This is a genomic window from Xanthomonas sp. JL1, from assembly GCF_038405005.1.
In genome coordinates this window covers 1-26,123 of the sequence record NZ_JBBYGR010000046.1, presented here as the reverse complement: position 1 = coordinate 26,123, position 26,123 = coordinate 1, and the positions used below count along the sequence as shown (strand labels likewise).

At 66.0% G+C, this 26,123-nt stretch carries 21 protein-coding genes and 1 pseudogene; all 22 read left to right on the top strand.

The features are described from left to right. Positions 1 to 456 carry a flagellar export protein FliJ gene (gene fliJ, locus WJW29_RS10400; RefSeq protein WP_011259234.1) on the top strand — a complete coding sequence of 152 codons (456 nt, stop codon included), beginning with the start codon at positions 1 to 3 and terminating at the stop codon, positions 454 to 456. Next, entirely contained in the window at positions 453 to 1,760 is a 1,308-nt protein-coding gene (locus WJW29_RS10395; protein ID WP_011259235.1) for a flagellar hook-length control protein FliK, read from the top strand. Before fliJ ends, WJW29_RS10395 begins: the two co-directional genes overlap by 4 nt. A 191-nt stretch (positions 1,761 to 1,951) precedes the next feature. After that, the gene (locus WJW29_RS10390) at positions 1,952 to 2,476 is read left to right on the top strand and encodes a flagellar basal body-associated FliL family protein (RefSeq protein WP_011259236.1); all 525 of its coding nucleotides are present in this window, start codon (positions 1,952 to 1,954) and stop codon (positions 2,474 to 2,476) included. Between the two features lie 10 nt (positions 2,477 to 2,486). Next, a complete protein-coding gene (gene fliM / locus WJW29_RS10385; protein ID WP_011259237.1) occupies positions 2,487 to 3,500 on the top strand; it encodes a flagellar motor switch protein FliM in 1,014 nt (337 codons plus the stop codon). Continuing rightward, positions 3,497 to 3,835: a flagellar motor switch protein FliN gene (gene fliN / locus WJW29_RS10380; RefSeq protein ID WP_011259238.1), complete on the top strand. Its 339-nt coding sequence runs from the start codon at positions 3,497 to 3,499 to the stop codon at positions 3,833 to 3,835. The genes fliM and fliN overlap by 4 nt, the downstream gene beginning before the upstream one ends. Positions 3,836 to 3,840: 5 nt before the next feature. Beyond that, positions 3,841 to 4,248: a flagellar biosynthetic protein FliO gene (fliO, locus tag WJW29_RS10375; protein ID WP_027703545.1), complete on the top strand. Its 408-nt coding sequence runs from the start codon at positions 3,841 to 3,843 to the stop codon at positions 4,246 to 4,248. 1 nt (position 4,249) lies between these two features. Beyond that, positions 4,250 to 5,095: a flagellar type III secretion system pore protein FliP gene (gene fliP, locus WJW29_RS10370; RefSeq protein WP_011259240.1), complete on the top strand. Its 846-nt coding sequence runs from the start codon at positions 4,250 to 4,252 to the stop codon at positions 5,093 to 5,095. Positions 5,096 to 5,512: 417 nt separating this feature from the next. Next, positions 5,513 to 5,782, top strand: a complete 270-nt coding sequence (locus tag WJW29_RS10365) for a flagellar biosynthetic protein FliQ (protein WP_005917968.1) — start codon at positions 5,513 to 5,515, stop codon at positions 5,780 to 5,782. Between the two features lie 12 nt (positions 5,783 to 5,794). Then, on the top strand, positions 5,795 to 6,586 hold the full coding sequence (fliR, locus tag WJW29_RS10360; protein WP_011259241.1) for a flagellar biosynthetic protein FliR: 792 nt from the start codon (positions 5,795 to 5,797) through the stop codon (positions 6,584 to 6,586). A 94-nt stretch (positions 6,587 to 6,680) separates the two neighbouring features. After that, entirely contained in the window at positions 6,681 to 9,653 is a 2,973-nt protein-coding gene (locus WJW29_RS10355; RefSeq protein WP_011259242.1) for a ligand-binding sensor domain-containing diguanylate cyclase, read from the top strand. A gap of 358 nt (positions 9,654 to 10,011) precedes the next feature. Beyond that, positions 10,012 to 12,933 carry a ligand-binding sensor domain-containing diguanylate cyclase gene (locus WJW29_RS10350; protein ID WP_011259243.1) on the top strand — a complete coding sequence of 974 codons (2,922 nt, stop codon included), beginning with the start codon at positions 10,012 to 10,014 and terminating at the stop codon, positions 12,931 to 12,933. Positions 12,934 to 13,183: 250 nt separating this feature from the next. After that, a complete protein-coding gene (locus WJW29_RS10345) occupies positions 13,184 to 15,274 on the top strand; it encodes an EAL domain-containing protein (RefSeq protein WP_011408691.1) in 2,091 nt (696 codons plus the stop codon). Positions 15,275 to 15,517: 243 nt separating this feature from the next. Next, the gene (flhB, locus tag WJW29_RS10340; RefSeq protein WP_011259245.1) at positions 15,518 to 16,648 is read left to right on the top strand and encodes a flagellar biosynthesis protein FlhB; all 1,131 of its coding nucleotides are present in this window, start codon (positions 15,518 to 15,520) and stop codon (positions 16,646 to 16,648) included. Positions 16,649 to 16,665: 17 nt separating this feature from the next. Continuing rightward, positions 16,666 to 18,738: a flagellar biosynthesis protein FlhA gene (gene flhA, locus WJW29_RS10335; protein ID WP_027703548.1), complete on the top strand. Its 2,073-nt coding sequence runs from the start codon at positions 16,666 to 16,668 to the stop codon at positions 18,736 to 18,738. Positions 18,739 to 19,322: 584 nt separating this feature from the next. Next, positions 19,323 to 20,981: a flagellar biosynthesis protein FlhF gene (flhF, locus tag WJW29_RS10330; protein ID WP_011259247.1), complete on the top strand. Its 1,659-nt coding sequence runs from the start codon at positions 19,323 to 19,325 to the stop codon at positions 20,979 to 20,981. After that, complete coding sequence (locus WJW29_RS10325; RefSeq protein ID WP_005918202.1) at positions 20,968 to 21,852, top strand: MinD/ParA family protein; 885 nt, start codon at positions 20,968 to 20,970, stop codon at positions 21,850 to 21,852. Before flhF ends, WJW29_RS10325 begins: the two co-directional genes overlap by 14 nt. Continuing rightward, a complete protein-coding gene (locus WJW29_RS10320; RefSeq protein WP_011259248.1) occupies positions 21,849 to 22,604 on the top strand; it encodes an RNA polymerase sigma factor FliA in 756 nt (251 codons plus the stop codon). Before WJW29_RS10325 ends, WJW29_RS10320 begins: the two co-directional genes overlap by 4 nt. 34 nt (positions 22,605 to 22,638) lie before the next feature. Next, positions 22,639 to 23,031, top strand: coding sequence for a chemotaxis response regulator CheY (cheY, locus tag WJW29_RS10315; RefSeq protein ID WP_002813536.1), 393 nt, complete (start codon positions 22,639 to 22,641; stop codon positions 23,029 to 23,031). After that, positions 23,031 to 23,657 carry a protein phosphatase CheZ gene (locus tag WJW29_RS10310; RefSeq protein ID WP_011259249.1) on the top strand — a complete coding sequence of 209 codons (627 nt, stop codon included), beginning with the start codon at positions 23,031 to 23,033 and terminating at the stop codon, positions 23,655 to 23,657. Before cheY ends, WJW29_RS10310 begins: the two co-directional genes overlap by 1 nt. A gap of 2 nt (positions 23,658 to 23,659) precedes the next feature. Beyond that, on the top strand, positions 23,660 to 25,318 hold the full coding sequence (locus tag WJW29_RS10305; protein ID WP_011259250.1) for a chemotaxis protein CheA: 1,659 nt from the start codon (positions 23,660 to 23,662) through the stop codon (positions 25,316 to 25,318). 181 nt (positions 25,319 to 25,499) lie between these two features. Continuing rightward, positions 25,500 to 25,676 (top strand): annotated as a pseudogene (locus WJW29_RS10300) (IS5/IS1182 family transposase); the annotation flags it as partial. 51 nt (positions 25,677 to 25,727) lie between these two features. After that, a partial coding sequence (locus WJW29_RS10295) for a helix-turn-helix domain-containing protein (RefSeq protein WP_258531530.1) occupies positions 25,728 to 26,123 on the top strand: 396 nt, incomplete at its 3' end.

Genomic DNA, 26,123 nt, shown 5'->3' with positions numbered 1-26,123 from the left:
ATGATGCAGTCCAAACGGATCGACCCATTACTGCGCCGCGCGCAGGAACAGGAAGACAAGGTCGCTCGCGATCTGGCCGAACGCCAGCGCACCCTGCAAACCCACCAATCGCGTCTGGAAGAACTGCGCCGCTACGTCGAGGAATACGCCAACAGCAAGATGGCCGGCACCAGCGCGGTGGCGCTGACCAACCGCCGCGCATTTCTGGACCGTCTGGACAGCGCCGTGCTGCAGCAGGCACAGACCGTGCAAAGCAACATCGCCAAGGTCGAAGCCGAGCGTACCCGCCTGCTGCTGGCCAGCCGCGAGAAGCAGGTACTGGAGCAATTGGCCGCCAGTTATCGCGCCCAGGAAAACAAAGTGATCGAACGCCGCGACCAGCGTGAGATGGACGACCTCGGCGCGCGTCGTTCGCGTCTGGCCCGCAGCCAGGACACCCACGGAGAATCCGCATGAATCCCCTGTCCGCCTTCGCCGCCGGCCTCGGCGCGCTTGCCGGCACTGGCAAGAAATCCAGTTACAGCGACCCGTCGTCCGAACCGGACGCAGGCCAGGACCAGTTTGCGCGCATGCTCAATCCGGCCAACACGCCGCACCAGGCCCCGCCGCAGGCGCCAGAACGCGTGCCCGCCAAGCAGGCCGCGCCCAAGTCCAACCAGTCCGACAATAATCGCAGCGACGACGACAACCGCGACGACGCGGCCGGCGATGCCACCGCACGGCCGCGGGCGCAGGACGGCGATGCCAAGCCGGCCAAGTCCGGCACCGCCAAGGACGCGGCAGCGTCCGACAAGAGCGCCGCTACCGCTGCCAGCAAGACCGGCAAGAACACCAAGACCGCCGCCACGGCGAGCGAGGACGCACCCGCAGAGGCGGCAACTGCATCGGCGACCGATGCCGGCTGGCCGCCCGCGGGCCTGGGCGGCTTCGGCATGGGCTTGCTGGCGCAGGCGCTGCCGGGTGGCGATGTGCTGGCTGCCGCAGCCGCGGCGCTGACCGCCAGCATGGCCGGCGCAGCCAACGCCGCCGGGACGGCCACCGCATTGCCCACCGATGCAACCGCCGCCAACGCAACCGCGAGCGCTGCCCCCGCCCTGCCCGCGTTGGGCGCACTGGTGCCGGCCGCCGCCGCAGGCGCAGGCGGCAAACCCACGTCGACCACCGCCGTAAACGGCGACGCACAGACTGCCGCGCTGATGAGCATGGCCGCCAAAGCGCTGGAACCGGCTGCCGACGACAGTACCGCTCCGGCCGCGCCGGACACCCCGGCGTTCGCGCTGCCGACCACCACCGCGCCGGCGCTCAGCCGCCTGCAGGATGCGGCGCCGATTTTCAGCGCCTCGCCCACCCCCACCCCGGACCTGGGCAGCGACAACTTCGACGATGCCATCGGCGCACGCATGAGTTGGCTGGCCGACCAGAAGATCGGCCACGCCCACATCAAGGTGACCCCGAACGAGATGGGTCCGGTCGAAGTGCGTCTGCATCTGGACGGCGACAAGGTCAATGCCAGCTTCACCGCTGCCAATGCCGACACCCGTCAGGCGCTGGAACAGAGCCTGCCGCGGCTGCGCGAAATGCTCGGCCAGAACGGCTTCCAGCTTGGCCAGGCCGATGTCGGCCAGCAACACCAGCATCCGTCCGGCAATCGCAATGGCGGCAATGGCCACGGCAACGGCCTCACCCTGGACGACAGCCCGCCCGTCGGAATTCCGTCGGTGGTGTTACGCCAGCGTGGATTGCTGGACGCCTACGCCTGAGATAACGTGCCGGGCACGCCCCGGCACCGCTGAACATCGCGCCTCGGCTGCCTGCCGATGACGCGCCTGCATCCTCGCAGCGCAAGGATTGCGGGGGTTTTTTCGGCCTGCGCGCTGCCCGCGCCAGGAAACCGACGCCGCTTTGGCATGCAAATTGCATCGACAGTGCGAGCATTCCCCTGGAGCAGATTGTGGCAGCGGCCGAAAAACCCAAGAAGTCCGAAGACAAAGACGATAAGGGCGAGAAGAAGAAGGGCGGCAAGAAGCCCATTCTGCTGGTCGCCATCGGCGTGGTGGTGTTGGCGGCCGCTGGTGGCGGCGCCTGGTTCTTTCTGGGCCACAAGGCCGATGACAAAGGTGACAAGCACGCACCCAAGGTGGCCGAGGTGCCAAAGCCGGCGCAGTACTTCCCGATGGACCCGGCGATCGTGGTCAACCTGGCCGACCCCGGCGATGGCCCGCAGTACCTGCAGGTGGAAGTGCAGCTGGTCACCCGCGACCCGGAAGAGCTCAAGCTCATCACCGAGAACGCCCCGGCGATCCGTGCGCACCTGCTGATGCTGCTGTCGCAGACCAAGGCCACCGACGTGGCCGACCTGGCCGGCAAGCAGAAGCTGCAGAAGGCTGCACTGGCGGAAACGCAGAAGGTCATGACCAGCGAGACCGGCAAGAAGTGCGTCGAAGAATTGCTGTTCACCAGTTTCGTTACTCAGTAAGGCCTGCCCCATGAGCGTCAGTGATCTGCTTTCCCAAGACGAGATCGATGCCCTGCTGCATGGCGTGGATTCGGGCGCGGTCAATACCGAGCCGGAGCCGCTGCCCGGCGAGGCCCGTCAATACGATCTGTCCAGCCAGGACCGCATCATCCGTGGGCGCATGCCAACCATGGAGATGGTCAACGAGCGCTTTGCGCGGCTGTGGCGCATCGGCCTGTTCAATCTAATCCGGCGCTCGGCCGATTTGTCGGTGCGCGGCATCGACCTGGTCAAGTTCAACGAATACATGCACTCGCTGTATGTGCCGACCAACCTCAACCTGATCCGCTTCAAACCGCTGCGCGGCACCGGCCTGATCGTGTTCGAACCCACGCTGGTGTTCACCGTGGTGGACAACTTCTTCGGCGGCGACGGCCGGTATCACACCCGCATCGAAGGCCGCGAATTCACCGCCACCGAAATGCGCGTGGTGCAGCTGATGCTCAAGCAGACCTTCGCCGACTTGAAGGAAGCCTGGGCGCCGGTGATGGACGTGGACTTGGAGTACATCAACTCGGAGATCAACCCGCACTTCGCCAACATCGTCACCCCGCGCGAGTACGTGGTGGTGTGCCGCTTCCATGTGGAGCTGGAAGGCGGCGGTGGCGAGATCCACATCACCCTGCCCTATTCGATGCTGGAGCCGATCCGCGAACTGCTCGACGCCGGCATCCAGAGCGACCGCAACGACCGCGACGACTCCTGGAACGTGATGCTGCGCGAGCAGCTGGACACCGCCGAGGTGACCCTGTCCAGCGTGCTGGCCAGCAAGCGCATGAGTCTGCGCCAGCTCACCGGTTTGAAGGTCGGCGACATCCTGCCGATCGACCTGCCCGCCCAGGTGCCGCTGTGCGTGGAAGAAATCCCGTTATTCACCGGCGAATTCGGCGTTTCCAATGGCAACAACGCCGTCAAGATCACCGCCGTACGCCCGCCCGGCGTGCAAGCCCCACGCGCCGTTCCCTCCCAGGACTCCAGCAAATGATTAACTCCGACATCCTCGACGCCTCGCCTGCCACCTTCGACAGCCTGCAGGCCGAACACGACCAGAACGCCGCCGACCTTAATCTGGACGTGATTTTGGACGTGCCGGTGACCCTGTCGCTGGAAGTGGGCCGCGCACGCATTCCGATCCGCAACCTGCTGCAGCTCAACCAGGGCTCGGTGGTGGAACTGGAACGCGGCGCCGGCGAACCGCTGGACGTGTACGTCAACGGCACCCTGATCGCACACGGCGAAGTGGTCGTCGTCAACGACCGCTTCGGTATTCGCCTGACCGATGTGGTCAGCCCCAGCGAACGGATCCGGAGGCTGCGGTGATCGGCCTGCTTGCCACCGTCGCGCCAGTCGCGCCAGTCGCGGCCAAGGCGACCCAGGTCGGCGCGCAGGCGCCGTCCTCGCCCAGCCTGTTTGGCGCAATCTTTGCGTTGCTGTTGGTGCTCGCGCTGATCGTCGGCCTGAGCTGGTTGCTCAAGCGCATGCCCGGCAGCGGATTCCGCAGCACCGAGGGCTTGCGTGTGGTGACCAGCCTGGCAGTTGGTGCCAAGGAACGTGTGGTGGTGGTGGAGGTGAACGGCCAGCAGTTGTTGCTCGGCGTCACCGCCGGCGGCATCAGCACCCTGCACACCTTGCCCGAACCGCTGCCGACCACGCCCGCACCCACCCTGCCCACTTTCAAGCAACTCCCCAATTTCGCCCAGCTGCTCGCACAGAAGCTGCGCAAGGACCCGTGACATGTTGAGCCGTTGGAATCGTTGGGGGCGTAGCGTGCGCCGGGTGCTGATCGTGCTGTTGATGAGTTGCCCGCTGCTGGCCGCGGCCACGCCGGCCGCGCTGCCGGCGATGGCGCAGGCAGCCGCACCTGCGGCCACGCCGGCTGCGGTGCCGGCCGGTTCCAACCAGCTACCGTCGCTGCCGAACGTGAGCGTGGGCCGTATCGGCGACCAGCCGGTGAGCCTGCCGCTGCAGACCTTGCTGCTGATGACGGCGATCACCCTGCTGCCGTCGATGCTGCTGGTGCTGACCGCCTTCACCCGTATCACCATCGTGCTGGGCCTGCTGCGCCAGGCGCTGGGCACCGGCCAGACGCCGTCCAATCAGGTACTGCTGGGCCTGTCGATGTTCCTCACCGCGCTGGTGATGATGCCGGTGTGGCAAAAGATGTGGGGCGCCGGCCTACAGCCGTACCTCAACAACCAGATCGATTTTTCCACCGCCTGGACACTGACCACCCAGCCGCTACGCGCCTTCATGCTGGCGCAGATCCGCGAAACCGATCTGATGACCTTCGCCGGCATGGCGGGCGACGGCAAATACGTCGGCCCGGACGCCGTGCCGTTCCCGGTGCTGGTGGCCTCGTTCGTGACCAGCGAGTTGAAGACCGCCTTTGAAATCGGCTTTCTGATCTTCATCCCATTCGTGATCATCGACCTGGTGGTGGCCAGCGTACTGATGTCGATGGGCATGATGATGCTCTCGCCGATGCTGATCTCCGCGCCGTTCAAGATTCTGCTGTTCATCCTGGTGGATGGTTGGGTGCTGGTGGTCGGCACGTTGGCTGCGAGTTTCAACGCCGCGTAGGGGTAGCCGCGCGTTGCCCGCTTTAGCACTTGCCATCTGAGTGCGTTTTGTCGAAGGGGCCGCACAGCACAGCCGTACTGCTCAGGCTGTGCGGCTGTGCGGCTGTGCGGCTGTGCATTTTGTCATTGTGCTTAGCTCTTGCTTTTGGGCTCTTTACAAAAACCTCGCGCATCCATGCGCGCCGCCCCTGTGGGGTTTGACCCGGATGGCCTGCCGCTGCGGTATGGAGGATGAAAAGCGAACTGCAAAAGCCAAGCAAGAGCACAGCAACAACAACAACAGGCTGACGGCAAGGCCAATCGCAGGGATGAAACCGACCTCATCCACCAGCAAATAGCCTGCCAAGCCCAAATCACAAATCCCGACTCCCCAATCCCGCCCCCCCCCTTTGGCATCCCACTTGCATCAGCACCTCCCATGAGTCCTGAAATCGCCCTGACTGAACTGCGTGGTGGCCTGGTCACCGTCCTGTGGATTGCCGGGCCAATGTTGCTGGCCGTGCTGGTGGTTGGCGTGGTGATTGGTGTGGTGCAAGCCGCGACCCAATTGAACGAGCCGACCATTGCCTTCGTGGCCAAAGCGGTGGCGCTGACGGCCACGCTGTTTGCCACCGGCAGCATGCTGCTAGGGCATCTGGTGGAGTTCACCATCGCGCTGTTCCAGCGCATACCGCATCTGATCGGCTAGCGGGTAGCGCGGATGGATGCTGCAACCCAGATGGTGATCGACGGCCAGCGCGCGTTCGCGATGGTCGGGGCGATCATGTGGACCATGCTGCGTACCGGTGCGTTGCTCACCGCTATGCCGTTGATCGGCACGCGCGCCGTGCCCGGACGGGTGCGGGTGATGCTGGCCGGGACGCTGGCAATGGTGCTGGCGCCGATCCTGCCGCCGGTGCCGGAGTGGGACGGTTTTACCGCACAGGCGGTGCTGAGCATCGCGCGCGAGCTGGCGATCGGGGCCAGCATGGGCTTCATGCTGAAGCTGATTTTCGAAGCCGGCGCATTGGCCGGCGAGCTGGTGTCGCAGTCCACCGGCCTGTCGTTCGCACAGATGTCCGACCCCATGCGCGGCGTGACGTCGGGCGTGATCGCGCAGTGGTTCTACATCGGCTTCGGGCTGCTGTTCTTCGCGGCTAACGGCCATCTGGCGGTGATCGCACTGCTGGTGGATAGCTATAAAGCCTTGCCGATCGGCACCGCATTGCCCGATGCCGGCGCATTCGCCGAAGTAGCGCCCACCCTGTTTCTGCAGATCCTGCGCGGCGGGCTGACCCTGGCGTTGCCGATGATGGTGGCGATGCTGGCGGTCAACCTGGCCTTCGGCGCGCTGTCCAAGGCCGCGCCGGCGTTGAATCCGGTGCAGTTGGGCTTGCCGCTGACGGTGTTGCTGGGGCTGTTCCTGTTGTCGAGCTTCGCCAGCGAATTCGCCCCCCCTGTGCAGCGCATGTTCGATACCGCATTCGACGCCGCCAGAAAATTGACCGCGTAGTCCGCCGTTCAAGTTTGTAATCGACAGGCCGTCAATCCCACTGACTTATTGATGCTCACACCTCATCAACCACCTACCCATCCAACGGCGACCGATGTTCAAGCTGCATATCCTGTTCGCCCTTTCTGCGCCGCAGCGCATCGCGTTCTGGGTCTGGCGCGGGCTGTTCGTGGTCGCATTGGCAGCGGCGGGCATCGGAAGTACGCGCGCGCAGAGCTACAGCTTCCGCGATTACGCGCAGAGCGATGGTCTGCAAGGCATGAGCATCACCGGCCTGGTCGAAGACCGCCGCGGTGTGGTGTGGGTGGCGACCGAGCTGGCCTTGCACCGTTTCGAGCGTGATCGTTTCATTCCGGTCGGCCAGGATCAGGGGCTGGATGCGCGCTATACGCGCGCGCTGACGCTGGATCATGCCGGGCGCCTGTGGGTGGCCACCGCTAACGGCGTCTTCGTGCGCAACGGCGAGCAGTTCGTGCAAGTGCTGGATCACGGCAAACGCATCCGTGCCGACGCCGGCAATGTCATCGCGGCCTACCGCACCGGGGTTGCGGTGGCCAGCAACGGCGCGCTGCTGGCACTGACGCCAGAGGCCGACGGCCATTGGCAGGTCCAACCGCTGCCGGTGCGCACCGCCGACGGCAAACTGCGTGAGCCGGGTACGACGCTGTTGGCAGATGGGCAGTTCCTTTGGGTACCGTGCGATGGCGGAGTCTGTCGCCTGGATGCGCGCGGCACTGTGGTCGAAGCGCTGTCCGAAGCCGATGGTGTGCCGGCGCGACGCTGGCGGGTGATCTTCCGCGAACGGGGCGGACGCTTGTGGTTGCGCGGCGGCGGCACGATCGTCTCGCGCGCCCCCGGCGGCGCCCGTTTTACCGAACACCCGGCCAATCCGGAAAACAGTTTCAATACGCTGTCCGGCTCGACCACGATGGTGGAAGACGCGCGTGGACGCATGCTGACCCGGTCCGATCATGGCCTGGTGCGTTGGGAAGGCACGCATTGGACCGATATCGGCGCCGACCAGGGCCTCCAGCTGAACGCCCTGGTCGGCCCGTTGCTGCTGCAAAGCAACGGCACGCTATGGCTCGGCACCCGCGGAATGGGCCTGCAGCGGGTGTTGGGCTACGACAGCATCGAGCACCTGACCGAAGCGCAAGGCATGCCGCCAGCGCCGACCTGGACCATGCAGCGCCTACCCAACGGCATGCTCGCCGTCGGTGCCGACGGTGGCGCCAGCTTGTTGAAGCGGAATGCCACGCATGCGCAGCCATGGCTGCTGGAAGACGGTGCGGTGTTGTCGCAGGCACTGAACATCACTGTGGCGCCCGATGGTGCGGCCTGGGTGTCGTATTACTCCGGCGCCATTGCCCGGCGCGATCCGCTCACCGGGGTGACCAGCCGCGTGATGGATTTGCCCATCGCCGGCTACAAATTGCTGTTCGACAAGGCAGGGACGGTGTGGATCGCGACACCGCGCGGCCTGGTCCGCGGCCAGGCCGCCCCGCCCTATGCACTGGCCCCCGACCCGGCAATGGAAGGCAAGTTCATCGGCGATATCGATTTCGATCGCCAGGGCCGGCTGTGGGCGGCCACCCGCGATGGCCTGTATCGCCGCAACGGCACTACCTGGGTGAAGATTCCCGTGCGGGGCAGCTTGCCCAGCCAGGACATGCTCCAGATCGACTTCGCGCCCAATGGCGAAATCTGGTTGTCGCTGCGCGACACCGGCCTGTGGCACGGCCGCCTGCAAGGCGACGGCAGCCTGCTGTTGCAGGCGGTGGACGACCCGCTGATTTCCAGAATCATGCCCTACATCCTGCGCCACGACCGCAAGGGGCGGTTGTGGGTAGGTAGCAGCCAGGGGCTGGATCTGTACCAGAACGGCCATTGGTCGCGGATCACCCGCGCCGAGGGGCTACTATGGGACGACATGTCGTCCAACGCCTTTCTGGAAGACGACGACGGCAGCATCTGGATCGGCAGCAGCCGGGGACTCAGCCATCTGCGCGACCCGCAACGGCTGTTCGCCGCGCAACCGCTGCGGGTCGACATCGCCGAGGTCCGGCGTGGTGCCCAGATCGTGCATTCCGGCGCGTCGATCGCCTGGTCGGAAACGCCGCTGGAGATCGAGCTGAGCACGCCCGGCGTGGAAGGCGGCGCCAACCGCATCAGCTTCCGCTACCGGGTCCAGGCGCGCTGGACCACGTCCTCACTCAGCCACCTCACCTATCCGCTGCTGCCACCGGGCAACTACACGCTGGAGGTGCAGGCGCTGGATGCCTATCAGCGCAGTGCCAGCCCGATCGCGCGCTTTCAGTTCGTCATACGTCCACCATGGTGGCGCAGCATCGCTGCCATCGCCGGCTACCTGCTGTTGGCCGTCGTGGCGGTGATCGCGCTGCTGCGTTGGCGCACCGCCAAACTGCTGCGGCGCAAACACGAGCTGGAGCAACTGGTAGCCGAGCGCACCGCCGAGCTGGAACAGGACAAGCGCGATCTGGAAGCAGCGCGCGCCGAACTCTCGCTCAAAGCCACCCACGACGAACTCACCGGCCTGCTTAACCGCGCCGGCATCCTGGCCGCGCTGCGCGAAATGCTGCTGCACGCCGCGCGCAGCGGGCGGCCGCTGGCGGTGGTGTTGATCGATCTGGATCACTTTAAACTGGTCAACGATCAACATGGCCACCTGGCCGGCGACGCCGTGCTGGCCGGGGTCGGCCACCGCATGGATACGCTGGTGCGCGGCGACGACCGCATCGGCCGTTACGGCGGCGAAGAATTGCTGGCGCTGCTGCCAGGGCTGACGCCGGGTGCCACGCATCGCCTGGACGCCATGCACCGCGGCATCTGCGGCGACTACCCCGTCGACGACGGCTGGCTGCACGTCACCTGCTCGATCGGTGTAGCCTGGTTCCAGGCTGGCGAAACGCTGGAGCAACTGCTGGCACGCGCCGACGCCGCGTTGTACCGCGCCAAGCGCAGCGGCCGCAATCGGATCGATTACGACCACGTGCCCCTGGATCGTCTTGGGCAGGTCTTGCCGCTGGACCCGCAGCAGCGCGAGTGACACAGCCGTCTGTCGCACCCCATCAACCGCAGCTGTTTAAGGCAGGTCGGCGCCGTCAACGCATCGCACTGCCGCAAGACGCATATGCCGGCCGGTCAAGCGCTTTGGACCCTTTCGCGACTGCGTATGGGCCAAGCGTGCGCACGCGCGCGACCAGCGCCGTATACCGAACCGAGCAAACAGTCGCGCTCGCACCCCTCACGTCGCCATGCTCGCTGGAACATTAAAGAAATACGTATTGGCAGCCGCTAATGGTTACAATGCGGCCTGCTATGGGGGGGGCTGCCAATTGCAAGCGTGAGACACCGCGCAATTTGCGCGGAACGCATGCGCCGATGCATGGGAGACTGCAACGCCCGTGGGGTTTCAGCAACGCCAATGGAGGTCGTCGCACCGGCGTGCACCGTTTGCCGTGGTGTTGCTGTTGGCGTTGCTGTCGTTGGCGGATCTGGCAGGCGCGCAGAGCATCAGCATCCGGCGGTATGCCCACGACCAGGGCCTGCTCGGTCTTGCCGGCACCTGTCTGCTGCAGACCCGCGCCACCTTGCTGTGGGTGTGCACCGAGAGCGGGCTGTATCGCTATAACGGGCGCACGTTTCAACAAGTGCCGCTGGATGGTTTGCGCAACGAGCCCATCAGTTCGATGACCGAATCCGCCGATGGGCGGTTGTGGGTGGCCGGCTTTCAGAGCGTGTTCGTCGGCGACGAACACGGGTTCCGCAAACTGGCGCCGGACGAAGCCCAGCACCTGCAGGACAAAATCCAACTTGCCGGCCTCCCCTGGGGCACGGTGCTGCTCAATGAGGGCAGTCTGGAAATCCTTCAGCCACGCGCCAACGGGCACTGGCAGAGCCAACCGTTGCTGGACACCGCAACCCGCGTACGCGTTCCCGAGTTGTCCAAGGTGTTCAGCTTGTCGGTGGATGGCAACACGCTGTGGGCGGGTTGCGCTCGCAAGCTGTGCGCCATCGATGCGCAGCACAAGGTGCAGGTCTTCGGACCGGAACGTGGTGTGCCGGAAGACCGTTGGTCCAGCGTGTTGCGCGACCAAGACGGCGGGTTGTGGGTGCGCGGTGCCGGCACCCTGCTCTATCGTGCGCGCGGCGCCGACACCTTCAGCGTTCGTCCGCTGCCGCTGCTGGATGGCAGTACGGTCGGTCGGCAGGCGCCGCTGGTGATGGACCGCGAGGGACGCGTGCTGGTGCGTCGCAACGACGGCCTGGCGCGCTGGGAAAACGGCCGCTGGCGCACGTTTGGCACCGAGAACGGCCTGCCACCGGCCAGCAGCGATGCGATCCTGGTGGACCGCGAAGGCGATGTCTGGATGACCGTCGACGGCGAAGGACTGGTGCGCTGGGCCGGCTACGAATGGATCGAAAACTGGGACGCTTCGCAAGGCATGCCGGCCGCGCCGACCTGGTCGATCGCCCGCGACGGGCAAGGCGCGTTGCTGGTCGGGAATGAACACGGCATCGGTCGCCAGACCGATCCGGATGGGCGCTTCGTCCCGGCCCTGCACAGCGCCGGCATCCAGATCGTGGGCATGGAGCGCAGCCAGGACGGCAGTCTGTGGACACTCAGTTCGGCCGGTTTCTTGCGCCGCACCTGGCCGGACGGACACAGCGCGGAAATCGCCAAGCTGCCGCGCACTGGGCGTCGCCTGTTGATCGACCGCCAGGGCCGGCTGTGGATGCTCAGTGCCGGTGGCCTGTTCGTGATCGAGCACCCGCTCGACGGCGGCAGCATGCAGGCCGTGGCCGACATGCCCGCCATCGCCTACACCGATGTCCAGCAAACCGCCGACGGAACGCTGTGGGTCTCCACCTCCAATGGCTTGTTCCGGCTGCAGGATGGGCACTGGTCCAACGTCAAAGTCCAGGTCAACGGCGGCGCGCCCGAGCCATGGATCAGCAAGTTCCATATCAGCGACAGCGGTGAGGTCTGGCTGGCGTTCTATCGCCCCGGCCTGTGGCACGGCATGTTGCTGCGCGACGGCCTGGACCTGCAAGAAATCAGCGACGAAGCGCTGCGCGATGTCGGCGTGTATCTGCTGTGCGGCGACAGCGCCGGCCGGGTCTGGGTGGGCCATACACGTGGCGTGGAGGTCTACGACGGTGAGCATTGGGCGCATCTGTCGCAGTCGCAGGGGTTGATCTGGGAGGACATCTCCGAGGCGGCGTTTGCCGAAGATCCGGATGGTTCGATCTGGATCGGCACCGCACGCGGGGTGAGCCACCTGAGCGACCCGGCGCACCTGTTCGACGAGCGCCAGCCGAGCGTACGCATCGACAGCCTCAGCCGCGGCGGGATGCCGGTGCAGCGCGGGCAACTGCTGGGCTGGAGCGACAAACCGCTGCATATCGAGCTGTCGACGATGGAGGTCTACGACGACCCCAGCCGCCTGACGGTGCGTTATCGCCTGCTCGGCCTGCACGACGAATGGATTCAGAGCGACAACCTGTCCATCGACCAGCCCCCCCTGCCCTCCGGGCATTTCCGCCTGCAGGTCCAGGTGCTGGATCGCTACCGTCGCACCGCATCGCCCATCGCCGACCTGCCCTTCGCGGTCGCGCCGCTGTGGTGGCGTAGCCCGCCGGCGATCGCACTGTATGTACTGATTGGCGGCGGCCTGTTGATCGGCCTGTGGCGCTGGCGGCACCGCCATCTGGTGGCGCGCGAACGCATGCTGGCCGAATTGGTGTCCGAGCGCACTTACCAGCTGGAGCGCGAAAAACGCGAACTGGAAAACGCGCGCGCGGCATTGGCCTTGAAGGCCAGCCACGACGCGCTGACCGGCCTGCTCAATCGCTCCGGCATCCTGGAAGCGATGGCCGCAGAACTGCAGGGCTGCGCGCACGGCGAGCATCCGCTGGCAGTGGTGTTGATCGATCTGGACCACTTCAAACAGGTCAACGACGACCATGGGCACCTGGTCGGCGATGCGGTGCTGGCCACGGTGGGCGCGCGGCTGACGGCCTGCCTGCGCGATTCGGACAAGGTGGGCCGCTACGGCGGCGAAGAATTGCTGCTGTTGCTGCCGGGCGTGATCCAACAGAGCCAGCGCCGGCTGCGCGCCATCCACGAAGCGCTCAGCCTGGCCCCCTACGAAGTGGGTGCCGCACGCCCGCTGCAGGTGACCTGTTCGGTGGGCGTGTCCTGGTTCCGCGTCGGCGACACCGCCGCGTCGTTGCTGGCGCGTGCCGACGAGGCGCTGTATCGCGCCAAGCGCTCGGGCCGTAATCGCATCGAACCAGCGGAACCGGAGAGTTCGGTGGCATAGGGCGCGCGCGAAGGATGTCGCGCGCACGCGTCCAGTGCCGCACATGCTGCACCGGCAGTTGAGAAGCGCGCGAACGCGCTGTGATTGCGCATGTCGCCTGCGCAGGCCGGGCGGCCGCAGCAGGTTCAAGCGCGCCGTATCTGGCGGCAACGCACCATTGATGACATTGGTCGCTCCCCTGCACTCAAGAAGTCGCGCGAGGGGTCGCTAGGTCTTGGGCAACGCGTCTTTCGACGTGGGAACTGGATAGGTGGTCGGAACCTACAACCTTGGCATGGTGATGCTGTCACTGGTGGTGGCCGTGTTGGCCTTCTATACCGCGCTGCCGCTAGTCGCATGGATGACTGCCAGCCGTGTCGGCTTCGCAGCCGCGTGGCTGTCCGGCGGCGCCATTGCCATGGGTATTGGCATCTGGTCGATGCACTTCATCGGCATGCTGGCGTTCCGCCTGCCGATTCCGGTGGGCTATGACCTGGCGTTGACGGTCTATTCGATGCTCGTGGCGATTCTGACCTCCGCGCTAGCGCTCTGGTTGACCTCACGCGCGGATTTGTCCGTGCCACGGCTGGGCCTGGGTGCGCTGCTGATGGGGCTGGTCATTGCGCTGATGCATTACATGGGCATGGGCGCGCTGTGCATGGTCAAGGCGATCAGCTATGACCCACTGCTGTTCGGGCTCTCGATCGCCATCGCCATCGCCATCGTCGCCTCTGCCGCTGCGTTATGGATCGTCTTCCGGCTGCGCCACGACGGGCATCGCTACAGTCTGCGCATGATCGCCGCCGTGATCATGGGCGTGGCGATCGTGGGCATGCATTACACCGACATGGCCGCCGCGCGGTTCGCACCCGGCAGTTTGTGTGGAGTCGAGGCCGATACGCAGCTGCCATTGTCGTGGCTGGCGGCAGTGGTGCTGGTGACCCTGGCCTTGCTGATACTGGCGCTGGTCATTTCGGTGCTGTCGCGCCGTTTTCAGCAGCGTACCGACGTGCTGATGCAATCGCTGGCCAAGGCCAATGCTGACCTGACCCTGGCGGCGCTACACGATCCACTCACCCGACTGCCCAACCGCGTGCTGCTGCACGAGCATCTCCTGCAGAACATCGAACGCGCCCAGCGCCAGGGGCAGCGCTTTGCGGTGATGCTGATCAACCTGGACGGCTTCAAGGTGATCAACGACGGCTACGGCCATCAGCTGGGCGACCGCCTGCTGGTGGTGGTGGCCGAACGTTTGAACGCGCATCGGCGCGCGCATGGCAGCCTGGCACGGCTGGGTGCGGACGAGTTCGTGCTGGTGGCCGACATTGCAGACCCGGGAGATGCCGCCGCACTCGCCGCGCATCTGGTGCAGGCACTGGCGGTGCCGTTCATGGTTTCCAACCACGAGTTGCGTCTGAGCAGCAGCCTTGGCATCGCACAGTACCCGGAAGACGCCACCAGCGGTCCCCAGCTCCTGACGCATGCCGACGCGGCGATGAACCACGCCAAGCACGCGGGCCGCAACCGCTACAGCTTTTTCGAACGCTCGATGACGGCCACCACCCGCGAACGCCTGCAGTTGCTGCACGAACTGCCGCGCGCGCTGGAGCTGGGCCAGTTCGTGCTGCATTACCAGCCCAAATACTGCGCCGAGGACGGCCGCCCGATCGGCGCCGAAGCGCTGATCCGCTGGCAGCATCCCGAACGCGGCCTGGTGCCGCCGGACAGCTTCATCCCGCTGGCCGAACGCAGCGGCATGATCGGCCTGCTCGGCAGCTGGGTGCTGCGGCAGGCCTGCCGCCAGATGCACGACTGGCGCGCGGCCGGGCACGGCGACTGGCGGGTGGCGGTCAATCTGTCGGCGATCCAGCTGGCCTCGCCCAGCTTGCTGGACGAAGTGGCCACCACGCTCAGCGAGTTCATGCTGGCACCGGGCCAGCTCACCCTGGAAATCACCGAAACCATGGCCATGCGCGATGCCGAGGCCTGCCTGCGCACCCTCGGACAGCTCAACGCACTGGGCGTGCGCATCGCCATCGACGACTTCGGCACCGGCTATTCCAACCTGCTTTATCTGCGCAAGCTGCCGGCGCACGAGCTCAAGATCGACCGCAGTTTTGTGCAGGCCATGGACAGCAGTGCCGAAGACATCGCCATCGTGGCCGCCGTGGTGGCACTGGCCCACACCATGCGTCTGCAGGTAGTCGCCGAAGGCGTGGAAACCATCGCCCAGCGCAACACCCTGGAACGGCTGGGCTGCGACCAACTGCAAGGCTATCTGCTGGGCCGCCCGATGGACGCCGAACGCTTCATCGCCACCGTGGTCGCCCAGCGCAACGGCCCGCGCCGCCTGGCTCGCTGAGCTGCAAACGGCGTCGAACGAACGCCCACCCGGCCTCCACGCTCAACGACGCCCTGGCCGGGCCGAGCAGCGATCTGGACCGCCGTGGAAACCTGCCAGCTCCCGTGTGTGGCCCTCCCCACCAGGCAGCCCCGACACGCCGCAACGCCACGTGCCGCCACTGCTGTTCCGATTCCCGATTCCCGATTCCACGCACTGGAACGCCGCTTGCATCAGTTGGGCTAATCCCCCACCGGCACCTCCATGTCCGAGTCCGAAGACGGCGGCGAGCGTACAGAGCTTCCCACCGAAAAACGTCTGCGCGAGGCCCGTGAGCAGGGCAACATCCCGCAGTCGCGCGAGCTGTCGACGGCGGCCGTATTCGGTGCCGGCGTGTTCGCGTTGATGGCGCTGGCCCGCGGCATCGGCGATGGCGCTACGGCGTGGATGAAGACCGCGCTCAGCCCGGACCCGACGATGCGCGAAAACCCGATGGCGCTGTTCGGCCATTTCGGCGATCTGCTGCTGCAGTTGCTATGGGTGATGCTGCCGTTGATCGGCATCTGCCTGGCCGCCGGCCTGGCCGGCCCGCTGCTGATGAGCGGCCTGCACTTTTCCGGCAAAGCGATCATGCCCGACCTCACCAAGCTCAACCCGGCCAACGGGCTCAAGCGCATGTGGGGCAGCAATAGTCTGGCCGAGCTGGTCAAGTCGGTGCTGCGCCTGTTGTTCGTCGGCCTGGCCGCCAGTTTCTGCATCTCCAAGAGCCTGCCTGGCTTGCGCTCGCTGGTGAGCCAGCCGCTAGAACAGGCGGTCGGCAACGGGCTGGACTTCACCAAGAGCTTGCTGTTCTACACCGCCGGCGCACTGGTGCTGCTGGCCGCCATCGACGCGCCGTACCAGAAGTGGAACTGGATGCGAAAGCTGAAGATGACGCGCGAAGAGATCAAGCGCGAGATGAAGGAAAGCGAGGGCAGCCCCGAAGTGAAGGGCCGCATCCGCCAGATGCAGATGCAGATGTCGCAGCGCCAGATGATGGAAGCGGTGCCCAAGGCCGACGTGGTCCTGATGAATCCGACCCACTACGCGGTGGCGCTCAAGTACGAAGGCGGCAAGATGCGCGCCCCGATCGTGGTGGCCAAGGGCGTGGACGAAATGGCCTTCCGTATCCGCGAAGCGGGCGAGCAGCACCGGGTGGCCATCGTCACCGCACCGCCGTTGGCACGCGCCTTGTATAGGGAAGCGCAAGTCGGCAAGGAAATTCCCGTGAGACTCTATTCCGTCGTGGCCCAGGTCCTTTCCTACGTCTACCAGCTGCGTGGCTGGAACGGCGGCCCGATGCCGGAATTGCCCTCGCTGGAAGTGGATGAGTTCGGCAAGGGAGCCAGCGCATGAGCGCCCAACCCGCCCCGATGAATGCCCGTCGCGTCATGGAGTTGCTGCGCAACGGCCTGGGCGCCCCGCTGGCCCTGATGGCCATGCTGGCCATGCTGATGGTGCCGCTGGCCGCACCGGTACTGGATGCGCTGTTCACCTTCAACATCGCCATCTCGCTGATGGTGCTGCTGGCGGTGGTGTACGTGCAGCGCCCGCTGGAATTCACCATTTTCCCGATCGTGCTGTTGATGACCACGATGCTGCGCTTGGCACTGAACGTCGCCTCCAGCCGCGTGATCCTGATCAACGGCCAGGACGGCCACGCCGCCGCCGGCAAGGTGATCGAGGCCTTCGGCCAGTTCGTGATCGGCGGCAACTACGCCGTGGGCATCGTGGTGTTCGCGATCCTGACCATCATCAACTTCGTGGTCATCACCAAGGGTGCCGGGCGCGTGTCGGAAGTGACCGCGCGCTTCATCCTGGACGCCATGCCCGGCAAGCAGATGGCCATCGACGCCGACCTCAACGCCGGTTTGCTGACGCGTGAGGAAGCCAAGGCCCGCCGCGAAGAAGTCCGCGAAGAAGCCGACTTCTACGGCGCGATGGACGGTGCCAACAAGTTCATCCGCGGCGACGCCATCGCCGCGATCATGATCCTGTTCATCAACTTGGTCGGCGGCATGGCCGTGGGCATGCTCCAGCACGGCATGAGCTTCATGGATGCCGCGTCCACCTACACGCTGCTGTCGATCGGCGACGGGTTGGTGGCGCAGCTGCCGGCCTTGCTGGTGTCGTCGTCGGTCGCCTTGCTGGTGACCCGCGCCTCGCGCGCGCAGGACATGCGCGGTGCCATGGTCAGCCAGGTGTTCGGCCAGCACCGCGCGCTGGCGGTGGCCGCGGCCATCCTGGGCCTGGTCGGCCTGGTGCCGGGCATGCCGAACGTCGCGTTTTTGACGCTCGGCCTGATCCTCGGCGTCATCGCCTGGAAAATGTACAAGCGCAGCCTGGTGGTCGCCCCGACCGGCGCCCCCGCCACCGACCCCAAGGCCGCCGCGGCCGCCACTGCTGCCCAAGCCAGCGCCGAACTGAGCTGGGACGAACTGCGCCCGATCGACCCCCTGGGCCTGGAGGTTGGCTACCGCTTGATCCCGCTGGTGGACAAGAACCAGGGCGGCGAACTCATGGCGCGCATCAAGGGGGTGCGCCGCAAACTCACCCAGGACATTGGCTTCCTGGTCCCGCCGGTGCACATCCGCGACAACCTGGAGTTGTCCGCCAACGCCTACCGCCTGCTGGTGCACGGCGTGCCGGTGGCCACCGCAGAAATCTATTCCGACCGCGAGCTGGCGCTGGACCCGGGCGGCGCGCTCGGCCAGCTCGACGGCATCCCCGGCAAGGACCCGGCATTTGGCCTGGACGCCACCTGGATCCAGCCGCATCAACGCGCCTATGCCGAATCGATGGGCTACACCGTGGTCGACCCGGCCACCGTGGTCGCCACCCACCTGTCGCACCTGATCCGCGAACACGCCCCGGAACTGCTCGGCCACGAAGAGGTGCAGCAGCTGCTGGCGACGCTGGCCAAGACTGCGCCGAAGATGGTCGAAGATCTCACCCCCAAGGCGCTGCCGCTGTCGGTCGTGGTGCGCGTGCTGCAGAACTTGCTGATCGAGAAGATCCCGGTGCGCCAGCTGCGCAAGATCGTCGAAGCACTGGTCGAACACGCCCCGCACAGCCAGGACCCGGCCACCCTCACTGCCGCAGTGCGTACCTCGCTGGGCCGCTTTATCGTGCAGGAAATCGCCGGCATGTCGGCCGAACTGCCGGTGTTCACCCTGGCCCCGCAGTTGGAGCGCGTGCTACAGGAATCCACCCACGGCAATGGCGTGGCGCTGGAACCGGGCCTGGCCGAACGCCTGCACCAGAGCCTGGCCGAGTGCGTCGGCAAACAGGAAGCCCGCAACGAACCGGCGGTGGTGCTGGTGCCCGGCCAGGTACGCGCCGCACTGGCCCGCTTGGTTCGCCACAGCGTCCCCAGCCTGTCGGTCCTGGCCTACAGCGAAGTGCCGGAAGACAAGCGCCTGAAGCTGGTGGGTACGATCAGCTGAATCCCGCAGACGCCCGCATGTGTCCGCCAACCAACGCACGCCTTAGAAGCGCCCCCGAGCGCGACCGGGCTTACCGGCAAGGCCCATCGCGCCCAACGACGCACACGTGCACCCGGCAAGCGTCACGCCATCAGTACCGGCGACGGGTCGGCGATCGACCACCACAGCCGGCGTCGGAAAGCCGCCACTGGTTTGACCATCCAATCGATTGCACGCCGCTGGCCATGCCTGAGGGCTGCAAAGGCCGGCTACCCCGCCGCATCTGCCCGCACGCTAACGCCAGCGTTTCAACGTCCTGGGCAAAAAGCAAGTCAAGCCAGTGACGTGAAGCCCCAGCCGAGCCGCACGCACTGCGTCGCCCCTGTCGCGGCCCTCTATCTTCCGGCGCCAGAAACCCAGCACAGCGCGTTTTGGCACACCGCATGCATCAGCTCTGCCGACACCGCAGCAGCAGCACCGCTCCGGAGCGAACGCAGGACTTGGAACAACGACCGGGACAGGCACCTCATGACGCTGGCAACACACCCACATTCATCGCGCACCCGTCCGGCGTCCGGCGGGTCCCGTTCCTCGAGGCAATTCGCATGAAAATCAAACGCTTCGTTGCCCCGGACATGCGCACCGCCTTCCGCATGGTGCGTGAAGAACACGGCCCGGACGCAGTGATCCTGTCCAACCGCCGTACCGCCGAAGGCATCGAGATCGTCGCTGCCAGCAACTACGACGAAGAACTCGTGCAGCGCGCCCTGGAAACCGCGCGCTCCGAGACGTCGGCCGCCGCACATAATGCGGCGGCCCCCATCCAGCAGGCGCCTGCCCCGCAAGCCCCGACCAAGCCTGCCGCGCCGGTGCATGCCCCGCTCAAGCTGGCTGCCAACGCCAACGTGAGCCAGCGCCAGCGCGTTGCCAACGCCGCTGAAGACATGATCGCCGCCATGGCGCTGCGTCAGCCGGTCAACGTGCCGCGCCAGGCGCCGGCCGCCGCACCGGTGCGCACCGCATCCATCCCCTCGCCGGCCGCCCAGGCATTGGCGCACGCGGTGGCCGTCACCACCGCACCGCGCCAGGAACACGCGCTGTCGGCCGTGCCGGAACAGCTGTTCGCCGACTTTTTGACCACCGCTCCGATGCAGGCTCCGGTGCAGGCTCCGGTCCACGCTGCCCCGGTGCAGGCACGCACGCCGATCATGGCCGCCGCGCTTGCCACCCACGCCTCTTACGGGCAGGACGACGACGAGCAGGACGACGACGGCTTCGACATGGACGACGCGCTGCCGCCGATCGTGGTCGCCCCGGCCGCCGTGGCGGTCGCTGCTGCCGCTCCGGCGCCGCAGAACGACGAAGAACTCAAGCAGCTGCGCGGTGAGCTGGCGCTGATGCGGCAGATGATCGAGCGCGAAATGAACCGCCTCACCGACGAGCGCCTGCGTGGCTCACCGGCGCGTGCGCAGGCGCTGGAGCTGATGGACGACTACGGCTTCGATGCCGGCTTGACCCGCGATGTCGCCATGCAGATCCCGGCCGATACCGAATTGCACCGTGGCCGCGGCCTGATGCTGGGCCTGCTGTCCAAGCGTCTGCCGGTGGCCCCGGTCGACCCGCTGGAACGCGGCGGCGTGATCGCGTTGGTCGGCCCGACCGGCGCCGGCAAGACCACCACCATTGCCAAACTCGCCCAGCGCTTCGCCGCACAGCACACTCCGCGCGACGTGGCCCTGGTCACCACCGACACCCAGCGCGTCGGCGGCCGCGAGCAGCTGCACAGCTACGGCCGTCAGCTCGGCGTCGCGGTGCACGAAGCCGACAGCGCCGAAAGCCTGCTTGACCTGTTCGAGCGCCTGCGCGACTACAAGCTGGTGCTGATCGACACCGCCGGCATGGGCCAGCGCGACCGCGCCCTGGCCGCCCAGCTGAACTGGCTGCGCGCCGCCCAGCAGGTCACCTCGCTGCTGGTGCTGCCTGCCAACGCCCATTTTTCCGACCTCGACGAGGTCGTACGCCGCTTCGCCCACGCCAAACCCCAAGGCGTGGTGCTGACCAAACTCGACGAGACCGGCCGCTTCGGCAGCGCCTTGTCGGTGGTGGTCGACCACCAAATGCCCATCACCTGGGTGACTGACGGACAGCGGGTCCCCGACGACCTGCACCGCGCCAATGCCGCCAGTCTCGTTCTTCGCCTTGAAGATTTGCGGCGCGCTGCCGATAAGCCCTGTACTCCGGAGCACAACCATGCAGTCGCGTGAATACGCCAAGCTGACCAACGCCTTCCCCCTGTCGGCGACCCGTCCCGAGCCTTTGGGCCCGGTGCGCACCATTGCCGTGACCGGTGGCAAGGGTGGCGTGGGCAAAACCAACATCTCCGCCAACCTGGCCGTGGCGCTTGCCGACATGGGCAAACGCACGCTGCTGCTGGACGCCGACCTTGGCCTGGCCAACCTGGATGTGGTCTTGGGCCTGGCGCCCAAGTACACCCTGGCCGACCTGATCGCCGGCCGTTGCACGCTGGATGAAGTCATCATCGAAGGCCCCGGCGGCGTGCTGGTGGTGCCGGCCGCCTCCGGCCGCCGTCACATGGCCGAACTGGCCCCGGCCCAGCACATCGGCCTGGTCAACGTGTTCTCCGAACTGGAACGCGACCTGGACGTGATGGTCATCGACACCGCCGCCGGCATCACCGACAGCGTGTTGACCTTCTGCCAGGCCGCCCAGGACACCGTGGTGGTGGTCTGCGACGAGCCGGCCTCGATCACCGACGCCTACGCGCTGATCAAGGTGCTCTCGCGCGAACGCGGCGTGGACCGCCTGCAGATCATCGCCAACATGGTGCGCGACCCCAATGAAGGGCGCCTGCTGTACGACAAGCTCTCGCGCGTGTGCGAAAAGTTCCTGGGCGACGTCTCGCTGAACTACCTCGGCCACGTGCCGCAGGACGACTGGTTGCGCCTGTCGGTGCAGCGCCAGCAACCGGTCATCAAGGCCTACCCGGCCAGCCCCTCGGCGCAGGCCATTGCCGAGATCGCACGTCGCACATCGCGCTGGCAGGCTCCCACCGTGCCGCGCGGCAATGTCGAGTTTTTCGTCGAACGCATCATCCAACGGGGGGTTGCCGCATGAACACCACCGCCGCAGCGCAGTACCGTGCCGTCCAGCGCAACAACGCCGACAACGTGGTAACCCAGCACGCCGACCTGGTTCGCCGCATCGCCCACCACCTGGCCGCGCGTCTGCCGGCCAGCGTGGAAGTGGACGATCTGATCCAGGCTGGCATGATCGGCCTGATCGAGGCTTCGCGCAGCTATGACTCCGAACAGGGCGCCTCGTTCGAAACCTACGCCTCGATCCGTATCCGCGGTTCGATGATCGACGAAATCCGCCGCGGCGACTGGGTGCCGCGCTCGGTGCACCGCCGCGCCCGCGATGCCGCTGCCGCTGTGCGCAAGATCGAACAGAACACCGGCCGCGCCGCTGCCGCCGCCGAAGTGGCCGCCGCAATGGAAATGCCGCTGCCCGATTACCTGCGTCTGATGGAAGACGCCGCACGCGGCCAGGTGCTGAGCCTGGAATCGCGCATCGAAGATCACGGCGAGCTGGACACCACCGCCAAGGGTGGCCCCAACCCGCAGCAGATGATGGAACGTAGCGAATTCGGCCGCGAACTGGGCAAGGCCATCGGCCAATTGCCCGAGCGCGAGCAGCTGGTGCTGTCGCTGTACTACGAACAGGAATTGAATCTGAAAGAAATCGGCGCCGTGCTCGGTGTCAGCGAATCGCGCGTCTGCCAGATCCACGGCCAGGCGGTGGTGCGTTTGCGGGGCCGCCTCAAAGTCTTCGAACTGGCCGATGCCGGTGTCGAAATTGACGAATAATTTTTCGCGTATTTTTTCCTGTTAGGAGCTTGATGTGAACAAGAACATGCGGATCCTGATCGTGGACGACTTCTCGACGATGCGACGTATCGTCAAGAATCTGCTGGGCGATCTCGGCTTCACCAATACCGCAGAGGCCGAAGACGGCAACAGCGCCTTGGCGGCGTTGCGTGCTGGCCCGTTCGATTTCGTGGTCACCGACTGGAACATGCCCGGCATGACCGGCATCGACCTGCTGCGCAACATCCGCGCCGACGCCAAGCTCAAGCACCTGCCGGTGATGATGGTGACCGCCGAAGCCAAGCGCGAGCAGATCATCGAAGCGGCCCAGTGCGGCGTGAACGGCTACATCATCAAGCCGTTCACCGCGCAGACGCTGGAAGAAAAGCTGGGCAAGGTGTTCGAACGTCTGGCGGCGACCGCCTGATGAACGCGACCGTGGAAAGCGATGCCGAACGTGCCGCGTTGATCGAGCGCCTGCAAGGCGCACTGGATGCACTGGAAAGCGGTGACCAGGTCGCCTGGCGTCGCGAGGTGGATCATCTCGCCGCCCTGCGCACGCGCCCGATGATGCAGAGCCTGAGCCGGCTCGCCCGCGAACTCGGCCAGGCGTTGGGCGAACTGCCCACCGTGCCCGAAGAAGCCGGCGAACTGGACGATGCCTGTTCGCGCCTGGACCATGTGGTGGAAATGACCGAAAAGGCCAGCCACCGCACGCTGGATCTGGTCGAAGAATGCCGCGAGCTGGCCAACCAGCTGCGCGAAGGCGGGCTCAACCAGGACCAGGGCGCGCTGCTGGAAAAAATGCGCCACAACCTCACCGAGCTGTCGCTGGCGCAGAGCTACCAGGACCTCAGCGGCCAGATCATCCGTCGCGTGGCCGGTATCGTGCGACGCGTGCATGAAGGCTTCGGTGCGCTCGGCCTGCCGCCGAAGAACATCGAACCGAAGAAAGACGACGGCGGTCTTGCCGGTCCTGCAATCAAGGGCCTGGACCGTCACGCGGTGTCGCAGGACGACGCCGACGACCTGCTGTCCGGATTGGGGCTGTAACCATGAGTGCTGTTCCAGACGATATTGCTGCCGATTTCATCGTCGAGGCCCAGGAAATCCTGGATCGCCTCGGCGAACAGCTGGTCTCGCTGGAACAGGCGCCAGACGAAGCCGACCAGCTCAACGCGGTGTTCCGCGGCTTCCACACGCTCAAGGGCGGCGCCGGCTTTCTGGCGATCAAGCCGATGGTGGAGCTGTGCCACGCCGCGGAAGAAACCCTGGGCATGGCGCGCTCGGGCCAGGCGGTGTTGCAGGCGCATCACTTCGATGCCGCGCAGCAGTCGCTGGATTATCTGCAGGCCATGCTGGATGCGATGAGCTCCGGCGAGGCCGTGCCGCATGCGCCGGCCACGCTGATCGCCCAGTTCGATGCCAAGAGTGGCCCGCCGGCGGTCAAGGCCACGCCGCAGGCAGCGGCGGCCAAACCGGCGGCTGCCGCACATGGCGACGATGCGCATGCCCCCGCCCCCAAGGCGGCCGGCAAGGCCGCAGCCAAGGCCGGCGCCGAAGCCGAACAGACCGTGCGCGTGGATACCAAGCGCCTGGACGCCATCGTCAACCTGATCGGCGAACTGGTGCTTTCGCGCAACCGCTTGAAGACCTTGCGCACCCGCCTGCGCGACGAAGAACTGGACCGCGCAGTCAGCACGCTGGACATCGCCACCGCACGCCTGCAGACCGCGGTCATGCGCACCCGCATGCAACCGGTGAGCAAGGTATTCGCCCGCTTCCCCAAGGTGGCCCGCGATGTGGCGCGTACCTTGTCCAAGGAAGTGGAGCTGGAACTGATCGGCGCCGAAACGGAACTGGATCGCAACCTGGTCGAAGCCCTGGCAGACCCGTTGGTGCACCTGGTGCGCAACGCCATCGACCACGGCATCGAATCGCCAGCGCTGCGCGAAGCCACCGGCAAACCGCGTAGCGGCCATGTGCGTCTGTCGGCGCAGCAGGAAGGCGACTACGTCAGTATCGAAATCCAGGACGACGGCGCCGGCATCGACCCGGAGCGCCTGCGCGAAATCGCCCGCAACAAGGGCTTGATCGACGCCGAAGCCGCCGCGCGCCTGAGCACCGACGAGTGCTTGCACCTGATCTTCATGCCGGGCTTTTCGACCAAGGTGGAAGTCACCGACATTTCCGGCCGCGGCGTCGGCATGGACGTGGTGCAATCGCGCATCCGCGAACTCAGCGGGCAGATCCAGATCCAGTCCGAACTGGGCCGCGGCAGCCGCTTCATGATCCGCGTACCGCTGACCCTGGCGATTCTGCCGACCCTGCTGGTGCAGGCCGGCGAAGCGGTCTACGCATTGCCGCTGGCCCGCGTGGTGGAAGTGCTGCATGCACCGCAGACCTCGCTGGGCTGGTTCGACGGCCGCGCCGTGCTCGACCGCCGCTCGCATACCCTGCCCCTGATCGACCTGCGCCGCTGGCTGGGCGTACCGGCCGAACAACCGCCGCTGCTCACCGTGGTGCTGCTGCAGGCCGGCGAAACCCGCTTCGGCCTGGTGGTGGACCAGGTGCGCGGCCGCGAGGAAGTGGTGATCAAACCCCTGCCACGCGCCCTGCGCGGCCTACCCGGCTACGCCGGCGCCACCCTGATCGGCGACGGCCGCATGGCACTGATCCTGGATGTGGATGGATTGCGCTCCAGCGATCATTGAGGTTCGGGATTGGGGAATCGGGAATCGGGAATCGGGAATCTTCAGATGATTCGGGCTCCCTGATCGAACGACAACGGCCGCGTACTGCGGCCGTTGTTATTTCACTAGTCGCCCCTGAAAAACCCCCAGACCACATCCATTGCAAGGCTTCATCTGCGTTTTCGGTGTGCTGGAATTGCCAGTGTTCGTTACGCTACGTCCTGGTTTCTGGCAGTTTTCGCCCATGCGTACACGCCGTCCTGCCGCCGAGCAGTTGCCTGCCGATGAGCTGTTTCGTTCGCGCCTGGAGAACCAGATCGACTTGCGCCATCCACTGGTCCAGCTGAGCCATCGGCTGCCGTGGAGTGCGTTGGAGCAGCTTAGACTCAATTTCCAAGTGCAACACCCTCTCAGCAGTTAGGGTATGCACATGTCAAAAAGCTATCAACACCCCAGTGCGGAAGAGCGCGCAATGCTCCAGATCGAGAGGGGGCGCGGTCAAAGTGTGCGCGCGATTTCCAGGATTTTAGGCAGGAGCCCGTCGACATTGAGTCGGGAATTGGCCAAGCAGGACAGTACCACCTATTGCGCGCGCAGTGCGGGCAAGCGCTACCGCGCACGGCGTCAGCTTAGCGTCCGGCAGCGGCGACTGACGCCAGGAACGCCGTTATTCCAGCTGGTGCGAGATCATCTGGTGCTATGGCGCTGGTCGCCCCAGCAGATTGCTGCCAAGCTCTCGCATATGTATCCGGATGATCCTGCCCAGCGCGTCAGCCACGAAACCATTTACGCTAGCATCTACGCGCATCCGCGTGGGGGCTTGAAG